At 65.7% G+C, this 11,391-nt stretch carries 12 protein-coding genes and 1 pseudogene; all 13 read right to left on the minus strand.

The genetic code is table 11. From position 1 onward, the window contains the following. Positions 1–397 (minus strand): annotated as a pseudogene (locus VN856_RS10370) (NADH-quinone oxidoreductase subunit L); the annotation flags it as partial. Positions 398–401: 4 nt separating this feature from the next. Further along, entirely contained in the window at positions 402–701 is a 300-nt protein-coding gene (gene nuoK / locus VN856_RS10375) for an NADH-quinone oxidoreductase subunit NuoK (RefSeq protein ID WP_325688635.1), read from the minus strand. Then, complete coding sequence (locus VN856_RS10380; protein ID WP_325688657.1) at positions 698–1,504, minus strand: NADH-quinone oxidoreductase subunit J; 807 nt, start codon at positions 1,502–1,504, stop codon at positions 698–700. Before VN856_RS10380 ends, nuoK begins: the two co-directional genes overlap by 4 nt. A gap of 8 nt (positions 1,505–1,512) precedes the next feature. After that, positions 1,513–2,058: an NADH-quinone oxidoreductase subunit NuoI gene (nuoI, locus tag VN856_RS10385; RefSeq protein ID WP_325688637.1), complete on the minus strand. Its 546-nt coding sequence runs from the start codon at positions 2,056–2,058 to the stop codon at positions 1,513–1,515. Next, positions 2,051–3,310, minus strand: a complete 1,260-nt coding sequence (gene nuoH / locus VN856_RS10390; protein ID WP_325688639.1) for an NADH-quinone oxidoreductase subunit NuoH — start codon at positions 3,308–3,310, stop codon at positions 2,051–2,053. The genes nuoI and nuoH overlap by 8 nt, the downstream gene beginning before the upstream one ends. Beyond that, complete coding sequence (locus VN856_RS10395; protein WP_325688641.1) at positions 3,307–5,706, minus strand: NADH-quinone oxidoreductase subunit G; 2,400 nt, start codon at positions 5,704–5,706, stop codon at positions 3,307–3,309. The genes nuoH and VN856_RS10395 overlap by 4 nt, the downstream gene beginning before the upstream one ends. Beyond that, on the minus strand, positions 5,703–7,025 hold the full coding sequence (gene nuoF / locus VN856_RS10400) for an NADH-quinone oxidoreductase subunit NuoF (protein WP_325688643.1): 1,323 nt from the start codon (positions 7,023–7,025) through the stop codon (positions 5,703–5,705). Before nuoF ends, VN856_RS10395 begins: the two co-directional genes overlap by 4 nt. Further along, positions 7,025–7,813, minus strand: coding sequence for an NADH-quinone oxidoreductase subunit NuoE (gene nuoE / locus VN856_RS10405; protein WP_325688645.1), 789 nt, complete (start codon positions 7,811–7,813; stop codon positions 7,025–7,027). Before nuoE ends, nuoF begins: the two co-directional genes overlap by 1 nt. Continuing rightward, a complete protein-coding gene (gene nuoD, locus VN856_RS10410) occupies positions 7,810–9,138 on the minus strand; it encodes an NADH dehydrogenase (quinone) subunit D (protein WP_325688647.1) in 1,329 nt (442 codons plus the stop codon). Before nuoD ends, nuoE begins: the two co-directional genes overlap by 4 nt. Continuing rightward, complete coding sequence (locus tag VN856_RS10415) at positions 9,138–9,878, minus strand: NADH-quinone oxidoreductase subunit C (RefSeq protein WP_325688649.1); 741 nt, start codon at positions 9,876–9,878, stop codon at positions 9,138–9,140. Before VN856_RS10415 ends, nuoD begins: the two co-directional genes overlap by 1 nt. Continuing rightward, positions 9,875–10,429: an NADH-quinone oxidoreductase subunit B family protein gene (locus VN856_RS10420; RefSeq protein ID WP_325688651.1), complete on the minus strand. Its 555-nt coding sequence runs from the start codon at positions 10,427–10,429 to the stop codon at positions 9,875–9,877. The genes VN856_RS10415 and VN856_RS10420 overlap by 4 nt, the downstream gene beginning before the upstream one ends. Positions 10,430–10,437: 8 nt before the next feature. Continuing rightward, positions 10,438–10,815, minus strand: a complete 378-nt coding sequence (locus VN856_RS10425; RefSeq protein ID WP_325688653.1) for an NADH-quinone oxidoreductase subunit A — start codon at positions 10,813–10,815, stop codon at positions 10,438–10,440. Between the two features lie 282 nt (positions 10,816–11,097). Next, positions 11,098–11,391 (minus strand): hypothetical protein (locus VN856_RS10430; protein WP_325688655.1); only part of this gene is annotated, 294 nt, incomplete at its 5' end.

Genomic DNA, 11,391 nt, shown 5'->3' on the forward strand with positions numbered 1-11,391 from the left:
CCAGCAGCAGCATCGCTGCGAGGAACAGGTTGAGGTAAGCGAAAAACCTTCGGCGGTCCTGGTCTTCGGCCATATACGCGATCGAGTAGATGTGGATCAGCGATCCGACGCCGGTGATCAACAGCACGAAACAGATTGACAACTGGTCGATTTGCAGTCCGAAGTCGACCTGCAGGCTGCCGACCGGAATCCAGGTGAACAGGTTCTGGATGATGGTCCGGGCGTCGCCGTGCCGACTGAGCAGGTCGGACAGCAGCGTCACGCCGACGCCGAACGAGGCAAGTGCTGTCGCGCATCCCAGCAGGTGCCCCCAGGCGTCGGTCCGCCGGCCGCCGACCAGCAATATCGCGGCACCGGCCGCGGGCAACGCGACGAGCAGCCAGATCAGATGTGTCATCGCCTCAGCCCTTGAGCAGGTTGGCGTCGTCGACCGAAGCCGATTTACGGGCGCGGAAAATCGTCATGATGATGGCCAGTCCGACCACCACCTCGCAGGCGGCGACGACCATCGTGAAGAACGCCACCATCTGGCCGTCGAGGTGGCCGTTCAGCCGGGCGAACGTGACGAAGGCCAGGTTGACCGCGTTGAGCATCAGCTCGACGCACATGAACATCACAATCGCGTTGCGCCGCAACAGGACACCGGCAGCACCGATGGTGAACAGCAACGCGGAGAGATACACGTAATTCTGCGGATTCATGACGCACCCCCTCTAGTGATGGCGTCAAAACCGTTGGAACCCTCGGCAACTGGGAGGTCTCGCTCTTCGACCGGCCGCAATTCGAGGACTGCGGGCACCGACAACCGGGACGGCGAGCCATCGGGCAGCCGTGCCGGAGTATCGACCGCGTTGTGCCGGGCGAAGACGCCGGGGCCAGGCAGCGGAGTGGGGTAGCCGCCGGGGCCGAATCGTTCGATGGACATCTCGCGCTGTGTCTTGCGACGCTCGAAGCGCTCCCGGTGCGCCAGGATCATCGCGCCGATCGCTGCGGTGATCAGCAGTGCGCTGGTCAGCTCGAATGCCCACAAGTACTGGGAGAAGATCAGCGCCGCCAGCCCCTGGACGTTGCCTTCGGGGGCGATGTCTGTCGAGAGGCCGTTTGTCCCAAAACGGTTGGTGGCAACGTTGCCCATTCCGGCGATCAGCACGATGCCCAAGCCCAGCCCCGCCAGCACGGCGGCGACGCGCTGCCCGTGCAGCGTTTCCACCAGGGATTCCGCCGAGTCGACGCCGATCAGCATCAGGACGAACAAGAACAGCATCATCACCGCGCCGGTGTAGACCACGATCTGCACCACGCCGAGGAACAAGGCGTCTTGAATCATGTACATCACCGCCAGCACGATCATCGTCAGCGCCAGCGACATCGCGCAGTACACCGCGTTGGCGGCCATCACCACACCCAGCGCCCCGATCAGGGCCAGCGTGGCCAGTATCCAGAACGTCACCGCCTCACCGGTGGACGTGCGGGCGACGACGGTATCGACGACGTTGGCGGCCAGCTGCGTGGTCACTTCGAGACGTCCGTGATCGGAAGTTGGCGCAGGCCATTTGCGGTGATGTTGCCGCGGTAGTAGTCGGCGTCGGTGGCGCCTTCAGCCCTGGGGTGCGGCACCGGGGTCATGCCCTCGAGCATCGGAGCCAGCAGATCCTGCTTCTCGTAGATCAGGTCGGCCCGGTTGTCGTCGGCCATCTCGTAATGGTTGGTCATCGTCAGCGCGCGAGTCGGGCAGGCCTCGACGCACAGCCCGCATCCGATACAGCGCAGGTAATTGATCTGATAGACGCGGCCGTAGCGTTCGCCCGGCGAAAAGCGGGCTTCGTCGGTGTTGTCAGCGCCTTCGACGTAGATCGCGTCGGCTGGACATGACCACGCGCACAGTTCGCACCCGATGCATTTCTCCAGGCCGTCGGCGTAACGGTTGAGCTGATGGCGGCCGTGGTAGCGCGGCATCACCGGCCCCGGGTTCTCCGGATAGCTCTCGGTGATCGGGCGCTTGAACATCGCGCCGAACGTGACGCCGAATCCGGCGAGGGAACTGAGGAACTTAGCCATTGGCTGCCTCCTTTGTCGCCGGCGCCAGCGGCTTACCGGGCAACGCTGGCGTGGGGAACGCCGGCTCGAAGGACGCTGTGCGTGCGGACAGTGCCTCCGACTCCGTGCGACGACGTCTCTTGCGAAGCTGACTGTTGCTGAACGGTCTCTGCAGCAGATACAGCAGTACGACGGTGACGACGATGCTGGCGCCGACCAGCAGCGGCGTCCAATGCGGGTAACCCTGGTCGCGCGCGGTGCGGATCGCGGCGGCGATCAGTGCCCAGACCAGCGACACCGGGATAAGGATCTTCCACCCGAGCGCCATGAACTGGTCGTACCGCAGCCGAGGCAGTACGCCGCGCAACCAGATGTAGAAGAACAAGAACACCCACACCTTGGCGACGAACCAGAGCACCGGCCACCAACCACTGTTGGCGCCGGCCCACATGTTCAGTGGCCACGGCGCGTGCCAGCCGCCCAAGAACAACGTGGCGGCCAGCGCCGACACCGTGGTCATGTTGATGTATTCGGCGAGGAAGAACAACGCGAAGTTCAGCGACGAGTACTCGGTGTGGAAACCGGCGACCAATTCGCCTTCGGCCTCCGGCAAGTCGAACGGCGCCCGGTTGGTCTCGCCGACCATGGACACCAGGTACGTGCAGAACGACGGCAGCAGCAGGAAGATGTACCAGACCCGGTTCTGGGCCGTCACGATCTGCGACGTGGACATCGTTCCGGCGAAGAGGAACACGGTCGCGAACGACAGGCCCATCGCGACCTCGTAGGAGATCACCTGGGCGGTGGAGCGCACGCCGCCCAGCAGCGGATAGGTCGATCCCGAGGACCACCCGGCCAGCACGATCCCGTAGACCCCGATCGAGGACAACGCCAGGATGAACAGCACCGCCACCGGCAGGTCAGTCACCTGCAGCGGGGTCCAGTGGCCGAACACCGAAACCTGCGGCCCGAACGGGATGAACGCAAACGCCGTGATCGCTGGAATCGTCGAAATAGCCGGTGCCAGAAGGAAAATCGGCTTCTCGACGCCGAACGGGATGAGCGGCTCTTTGAGCGCCAGCTTGATGCCGTCGGCCAGGCTTTGCAGGTAGCCGCGCGGGCCGACCCGGTTGGGTCCCCAGCGCATCTGCATCCGGCCGAGAATCTTGCGTTCGGCCAGGATCGCGACCAGCACCGTCAGGACCAGGAACACGAAGACCAGAAGCGATTTGGCCAGGACCAGCCACCAGGTGTCGTGTCCGAAGCCGGTCACTTGGAAGCTCCAATCTTCACGACGGCGCCGGGCGTGACGCCCAGTTGCCGGTGTACCGCCGAGCCCGGTGAATTCAGCGGCAGCCAGGCCACGTGGTCGGGCATCTCGGTGATCGCCAGCGGCAGGGTGATCGCCCCGCGTGTGGTGCTGACGGTGACGTTGTCGCCGTCGGCCGCGCCGATGGCGCTCGCTGTCGCTGCCGACAACCGCACCACGGGCGTGCGTGCGGTACCGGCCAGATGTGGCTCGCCGTCCTGCAGTCGCCCGGCGTCGAGCAGCATCCGCCAGCCCGCCAGGATCGCTTCTCCGGCACCGGGTTTGGGTGCAGCTGCCGCGGTGACGGACGGTGCCGGTGCGGCCGTGCCATCCCAGGTGCCCAACCCGTTGAGTTCGGCCAGCCCGGCCGCCACGGTGGGGAATCCGAGGTCGATCCCCACCTCGTCGGCCAGCGTGTCCAGTACCCGGCAGTCCGGTGTCGCGGCGGGTGGCAGCGCATTGGAGAAGCTGCGCTGACGGCCCTCCCAGTTGATGTAGGTGCCGGCCTTCTCCGCGGCCGGCGCGATCGGGAAGACCACGTCGGCGCGTTCGGTCACCGCGCTGCGTCGCAGCTCCAGGCTCACCACGAAACCCGTGGCATCGAGAGCGGCGAGCACCGCATCGGGGTCGGCGAAGTCGTCTGGGTCGATGCCTCCGATCAGCAGTGCGCCCAGGCTCCCCTCTTTGGCGGCGGCCAGGATGGCTTCGGCGTCACGTCCTTCGGCCGACGGCAATTCGGCGACGTGCCAGCCTTCGGCCACCTGCGCGCGGGCGGTCGCGTCGCTCAGCGGCCGGCCACCGGGCAGCAGACCCGGCAGCGCACCGGCTTCGATCGCGCCACGTTCACCGGCGCGGCGCGGCACCCACGCCAATCGCGCGCCGGTGCTGTCGGCCAGCCTCGCCGCGGCGGACAATCCCCCGGGCGAGCCCGCGAGCCGTTCACCGACGATGATGACGGCTCCCGGCTTGGACAACAGCCCAGCCAGCTCGCCGCCGGCCAGCCCGTCCAGCGCGGCAGGCTCGCCCCCGGGAGCAGTTTCGATCAGCGTGCCGTGCATCTTCTGCAAACCGTTGCTCGCGTACGGCGCAATTGCGTGCACCGCCAGCCCGTGCTTGCGGGCGGTCTTGCGCAGCCGCAGGTACACGATCGGCGACTCTTCTTCGGGCTCGAACCCGGCCAGCAACACCACCGGCGCAGACTCAAGGTCGGAGTAGCTGGTGGTGAGCAGCTTGCCCGCGACCCGGGCCGCCAGGAACTGCGTCTCCTCGTCGGAATGCGGGCGAGCGCGGAAGTCGATGTCGTTGGTGCCCAACACAATTCGAGCGAACTTAGAATACGCGTAGGCGTCTTCGACGGTCAGCCGGCCGCCCGGCAGCACGCCGGCGCCGCCGGCGGCGGTGGTGAGTCCCTGGATCGCCGCGGCGACCGCATGCGGCCACGACGCAGGCTCCAGTGCACCGTCGGCGCCGCGGACCAGGGGAGTGGTGATCCGGTCACCCTGCGTGGCGTAGGTGAATGCCCACCGGCCTTTGTCGCAGTTCCACTCTTCGTTGACTTCCGGTTCGTCGCCGGCCAGTCGGCGTAGCACCTTGCCGCGGCGGTGGTCGGTGCGCTGTGCGCATCCCGACGCGCAGTGCTCGCACACGCTCGGGCTGGAAACCAGGTCGAACGGGCGGGCCCGGAAGCGGTAGGCGGTGCCGGTCAGCGCGCCGACCGGGCAGATCTGTACCGCGTTGCCGGAGAAGTACGACTCGAATGGCTCGTTGGCATAGATGCCGACCTGCTGCAGCGCGCCGCGCTCGAGCATCTCGATGAACGGGTCACCGGCGATCTGGTCGGAGAACCGCGTGCAGCGCGCACACAGGATGCAGCGCTCGCGGTCCAGCAAGACCTGCGACGAGATGTTGATCGGCTTGGTGAACGTGCGCTTGACGTCCTCGAAGCGGGAATCGGGGCGGCCGTTGGACATCGCCTGGTTCTGCAGCGGGCACTCACCGCCCTTGTCGCACATCGGACAGTCCAGCGGGTGGTTGATCAGCAGGAGTTCCATCACGCCGTGCTGAGCCTTGTCGGCGACCTCCGAGCTGAATTGCGTGCGCACCACCATGTCGTCGGCGACGGGAATGGTGCACGACGCCATCGGCTTGCGCTGGCCCTCGATCTCGACGATGCATTGCCGGCACGCGCCGACCGGGTCCAGCAGTGGATGGTCGCAGAACCGGGGGATCTGCACACCGATCAATTCGGCGGCCCGGATCACCAAAGTCCCCTTGGGAACGCTGACTTCGGTGCCGTCGATGGTCAGCGTCACCAGTTCGGGCTCGGTGACCTTCTTTCCGGTGTCGGCCGTTTGGGTCATGAGGCTCCGTTCGTCGCGAGCATGGACAGCTTGGGGTCGAACGGACAAGCGCCGCCCTCGACGTGCGCGACGTATTCGTCGCGGAAGAATTCGAGCGACGAGGCGACCGGGCTTGCTGCACCATCACCCAACGCGCAGAAGGACTTTCCGAGAATCGCATCCGCGATGTCTTCCAGCTTGCCGAGGTCCTCGATGGTGCCGTGACCGGCTTCCAGGCGGTGGTAGATCTGGCTCAGCCAGAACGTGCCCTCGCGGCACGGCGTGCACTTGCCGCACGATTCGTGCTTGTAGAAGTCGATCCAGCGACCCACCGCGCGGACCACGCAGGTGGTCTCGTCGAAAATCTCCAGCGCCTTGGTGCCCAGCATCGACCCGGCTGCTCCGACACCCTCGTAATCCAGTGGTACGTCGAGGTGTTCGTCGGTGAGCAGCGGTGTCGACGATCCGCCGGGCGTCCAGAACTTCAGCTGGTGTCCGGCCCGCACGCCGCCCGCGTAGTTGAGCAGTTCTCGAAGCGTGATGCCCAGCGGCGCCTCGTACTGACCGGGCTTGGTCACGTGTCCCGACAGCGAATACAGGGTGTAGCCGGGCGATTTCTCGCTGCCCATCGACCGGAACCAGTCCACGCCGTTCAGGACGATCGACGGGACGCTGGCGATGGTCTCCACGTTGTTGATCACCGTCGGGCAGCCGTACAGGCCCGCGACCGCGGGGAACGGCGGACGCAGTCGCGGCTGGCCGCGGCGGCCCTCCAACGAGTCGAGCAGCGCCGTCTCCTCGCCGCAGATGTAGGCGCCGGCCCCGGCGTGCACCACCAACTCGAGGTCGTAGCCGGAGCCGGCGATGTTGCGGCCAAGGTAGCCGTTGGCGTACGCCTCGGCGACCGCGTTCTGCAGGCGTCGCAGCACCGGCAGCACCTCACCGCGCACGTAGATGAAGGCGTGGCTGGCCCGGATCGCGTACGACGCGATGATCACGCCCTCGACCAGGACATGCGGGGTGGCCAGCATCAGCGGAATGTCTTTGCACGTACCGGGTTCCGACTCGTCGGCGTTGACCACCAGGTAGTGCGGTTTGGCGGCCGCGCCACTGTCGCCCTGCGGGATGAACGACCACTTGGTCCCGGTGGAGAAGCCTGCGCCGCCGCGACCGCGCAGCCCGGAATCCTTGACGGCGGTGATCACCGCGTCGGGTTCCATCTTCAAGGCTTTGTCCAGCGCCTTATAGCCGTCGTTGCGGCGATAGGTCTCCAAAGTCCACGACTCGGGGTCGTCCCAGAAGCGGCTCAGCACCGGAGCCAGTGGTGTTGGTGACCCCATTACTGACCTTCTCCTGAACTTTCGGGCGACGGCGCGGTCATGTTGTGCTCCTTGGCCACCCGCAGCCCGGCCAGCGTCGCCGCGCCGGCTCCGCCCTGGCCGTCGTCGGCCCGCGGATCGGGGAAGCCGGCCAGAATCCGCTCGGTCTCCTTGAACTTGCACAGCGGAGCCAGACCGCGAGTTGGCGCGGGAGGATTACCGGACCGCAAGCCGTCGACGAGCTCGCGTGCCGACTCGGGAGTCTGGTTGTCGTAGAACTCCCAGTTGACCATCACGACCGGGGCGAAGTCGCACGCCGCGTTGCACTCGACGTGCTGCAACGTGACTGACCCGTCCTCCGTCGTCTCATCGTTGCCGATGCCGAGATGCTCTTTGAGCGAGTCGAAGATCGCGTCGCCACCCATCACCGCGCACAGGGTGTTCGTGCACACGCCGACGAAGTATTCGCCGGTGGGTCCACGGCGATACATGGTGTAAAAGCTTGCGACAGCAGCGACTTCGGCACCGGTCAGCCCGAGCTGCGCTCCGCAGAACTCCACACCGGCCGGCGTGATGTAGCCGTCCTCGGACTGCACCAGGTGCAGCAGCGGCAGCAGCGCCGAGCGGGGGTCCGGGTATTTACCGATGATCTCCTTGGCGTCGACCTCGAGCCGTGCCTGTACGTCGGCAGGATACGACTGCGGTGCGCCGTCGGTGACGAACTGCCCGGGCTCCTCCGGTGGCGGGCCAAGCCGAATGAACACCCGCTCGCCGTTGCTGCTGGCGCCGGGAGTCTGTGCTGCCGTCATCGGTCCACCCCGCCCATCACCGGGTCGATACTGGCCACCGCGGTGATCACGTCGGCGACCATGCCGCCCTCGCACATGGCGGCGACGGCCTGGAGATTGGTGAACGACGGGTCGCGGTAGTGCACCCGGTACGGGCGGGTGCCGCCATCGCTGACCATGTGCACGCCCAGCTCACCGCGGGGCGATTCGATTGCGACGTAAACCTGCCCGGCCGGAACGCGGATGCCCTCGGTGACGAGCTTGAAGTGATGGATCAGCGCCTCCATCGAGCCGCTCATGATCTTCTCGATGTGCTCCGGCGAGTTGCCCAGCCCGTCCGGACCCACTTTCAGGTCGGCCGGCCAGGCGATCTTGCGATCCTGGATCATCGTCGGGCCGGGCTGCAACTTGTCCAGGCACTGCTCGACGATCTTCACCGACTCCCACATCTCCTTGACGCGAATGATGTAGCGGCCGTAGGAATCACACCCGTCGTCGGTGATCACGTCGAATTCGTAATTCTCATAGCCGCAGTAGGGCTCCGCTTTTCGCAGGTCGTGGGGCAACCCGGTGGACCTCAGGCAAGGCCCGGTCACGCCGAGGGCCATGCAGCCGGTCAGATCGAGGTAGCCGACATCTTTCGTGCGGGCCTTCCAGATGGCGCTCTCGTTGAGCAGGTCGCCCATCTCGCGCAGGGCTTTCTTCAATGGCTTGAGGGCTTCGGCGATTTCGGTCTTGGCGTCGGGTGGCAGGTCCTGCGACACGCCCCCGGGCCTGATGTAGGCGCTGTTCATCCGCAGACCGGTGATGTACTCGAACAGCGTGAGGATGATCTCGCGGCCTTTGAAGCCGGTGAACATCGGTGTCATCGCGCCCAACTCCATGCCGCCGGTCGCCAAAGCGACCAGGTGCGAGGAGATCCGGTTGAGCTCCATCATCATTACCCGGATGACGTTGACCCGTTCGGGGATCTCGTCGGTGATGCCGAGCAGCTTCTCCACACCCAGGCAGAAGGCCGTCTCGTTGAAAAACGGTGCCAGGTAGTCCATTCGGGTCACGAACGTCACGCCCTGCGTCCAGTACCGGTACTCGAGGTTTTTCTCGATTCCGGTGTGCAGGTAACCGATTCCGCAGCGGGCGTCGGTGACGGTCTCGCCTTCGATCTCCAGGATCAGTCGCAGCACGCCGTGAGTCGACGGGTGTTGCGGTCCCATGTTGACGACGATCCGCTCGCCGGGTTCGCCTTTTTGCCGGGCGGCCTCGACGATCTTGTTCCAATCTTGGCCCGTGACAGCAATCAAGGTGTCCGAGCCGTCACCGTTGGCGGCGCTTATGGTTTCGCTCATCAGTTGTAGGACCTCCGCTGGTCGGGCGGGGGAATCTGCGCGCCCTTGTACTCCACTGGAACGCCGCCGAGCGGGTAGTCCTTGCGCTGCGGGTGTCCCTGCCAGTCGTCGGGCATCTCGATGCGGGTCAACGAAGGGTGGCCGTCGAAGATGATGCCGAAGAAGTCGTAGGTCTCGCGCTCATGCCAGTCGTTGGTCGGGTAGATCCCGAACAACGAGGGGATGTGTGGATCACCGTCTGGTGCAGCCACTTCCAGCCTGACGCGACGGTTGTGGGTGATGGAGCTCAGCGGGTACACCGCGTGCAGTTCGCGCCCGGTTTCGTCCGGGTAGTGTACGCCGCTCACGCCCAGGCACAGCTCGAAGCGCAGTTGCGGGTCATCGCGTAGCCGACGGGCGACTTGCGGCAGCAGCTCGCGGCGGACGTGCAGCGTCAGCTCGTTGCGATAGACGACGACTTTCTCGATAGCGTCAGCGAATTCGACGTCGTCGTCGGCTTTCAGCACCTCGGCCAGCCGGTCGACGATCTCGTCGAAATAGAAGCCGTACGGGCGCGGGCTTCCCTCGTCGATCGTGACCTGGCGAATCAGTCGTCCGTAACCCGAGGTGTCACCGCTGCCCCGGACACCGAACATGCCGCGGCGCACGCCGATCAGCTCGGCGTCGGAGGGCTCGGTACCAACGGGTGTTCCGCCGACCTCGCTGGCTGCGCGCTTGGGATCGTGACCCGGTGAACTCATCGCAGCAGCCCAAGGTGCTCGATCGTCGGCCGGGCGGCGAGTGCCGCCTTTTCGGCCTCGGCGATGGCCAGCTCGCGATTGACCCCGAGGGGCATCTCTTGAATCTTGTCGTGCAGCTTGAGAATTGCGTACAACAACATCTCCGGGCGTGGCGGGCAGCCGGGCAGGTAGATGTCGACCGGGACAACGTGATCGACGCCCTGGACGATCGCGTAGTTGTTGAACATGCCGCCCGAGGATGCGCAGACACCCATGGACAACACCCATTTGGGCTCGGCCATCTGGTCGTAGATCTGACGCAGCACCGGGGCCATCTTCTGGCTGACCCGGCCGGCCACGATCATCAGGTCGGCCTGCCGCGGCGTCGCCGAGAACCGCTCCATGCCGAAGCGTGCGATGTCGAAACGTGGGCCGGCCGTGGCCATCATCTCGATCGCGCAGCAGGCCAGTCCGAATGTGGCCGGCCACAGCGAGCTCTTGCGAAAGTATCCCGCCAGTTGTTCAACGGTCGTCAGCAAGAAGCCGCTCGGCACTTTCTCTTCCAGGCCCACGATCTACCTCAATCCCACGTCAAGCCGCCGCGGCGCCACACGTATGCGTAGGCCACGAAAACGGTGAGCATGAACACCACCATCTCGATCAGCGCAAACAGCCCCAGCTGGTCGTAGCTGACCGCCCAGGGGTACAGGAACACGATTTCGATGTCGAAGACGATGAACAGCATCGCCGTCAGGTAGTACTTCACCGGGAACCGCTGTCCGCTGCCGGCGTGCGGTGCGTTAGCCGGCTGGTCGCTGGGCTCGATGCCGCATTCGTAGGCCTCCAGCTTGGCGCGGTTGAACCGCTTCGGGCCGGTGAGTTGGCCGAGCGCGACCGAGCCGAGCGCGAAGGCTGCGGCGATCCCTCCGAGTACGAGAATGGGTAGGTAGAGATTCATCCCGCGACGACGCTTCCTCACTCTGGTCTATGGGCTGGACTGTGAGCGCAACCACAGCCTAGCGACCGTATGCGATCCCGCGCTCAGCAGGTTAGATGTGACCTCAACCACAGCTAGACGGACGGTTAACACCACAAGACAGGTGGCGCTCGGCCGGTCAAGCGACGACCCCGAAATATCAAGAACGAGGAGCGATTTGGCTCATTCCTGAGCCAGGATTGGCGGCGGGATCGGGCCCCGTCCGGCGGCACGGCTGTGCCGGTTCCCTGGCCGGGTAAGCGGCTACTGGACCGGGGTGCGCAGCAACTCGAGCACGGTCCGGCTGAGCCGGATCGGGTCGATGGGATGGGGGACCGCGCCCTCGGCACGCGACCAGCTGGCCAGCCAGGCGTCGTCGCGGCGTCCGGTCAGCACCACAATCGGCGGTCCCTGGTCGATTTCGTCCTTGAGCTGCTTGGCGATGCCCATGCCGCCTTCGGGGGTCGCCTCGCCATCCAGGATGGCGAGATCGATGCCGCCGGCGTCCACCTGCTGGATCACGACCGGCCCGGTCGCGACCTCGATATAGCTCAGCTC

Source organism: Mycobacterium sp., assembly GCF_035603715.1.
GTDB lineage: Bacteria > Actinomycetota > Actinomycetes > Mycobacteriales > Mycobacteriaceae > Mycobacterium.

Excerpts from the sequence above, each read along its gene's own strand:
- nuoE (WP_325688645.1), bottom strand. The coding sequence starts at position 7,813 with ATGACGGCAGCACAGACTCCCGGCGCCAGCAGCAACGGCGAGCGGGTG.
- nuoF (WP_325688643.1), bottom strand. The coding sequence starts at position 7,025 with ATGGGGTCACCAACACCACTGGCTCCGGTGCTGAGCCGCTTCTGGGAC.
- VN856_RS10395 (WP_325688641.1), bottom strand. The coding sequence starts at position 5,706 with ATGACCCAAACGGCCGACACCGGAAAGAAGGTCACCGAGCCCGAACTG.
- VN856_RS10415 (WP_325688649.1), bottom strand. The coding sequence starts at position 9,878 with ATGAGTTCACCGGGTCACGATCCCAAGCGCGCAGCCAGCGAGGTCGGC.
- nuoD (WP_325688647.1), bottom strand. The coding sequence starts at position 9,138 with ATGAGCGAAACCATAAGCGCCGCCAACGGTGACGGCTCGGACACCTTG.
- VN856_RS10425 (WP_325688653.1), bottom strand. The coding sequence starts at position 10,815 with ATGAATCTCTACCTACCCATTCTCGTACTCGGAGGGATCGCCGCAGCC.
- nuoK (WP_325688635.1), bottom strand. The coding sequence starts at position 701 with ATGAATCCGCAGAATTACGTGTATCTCTCCGCGTTGCTGTTCACCATC.
- nuoI (WP_325688637.1), bottom strand. The coding sequence starts at position 2,058 with ATGGCTAAGTTCCTCAGTTCCCTCGCCGGATTCGGCGTCACGTTCGGC.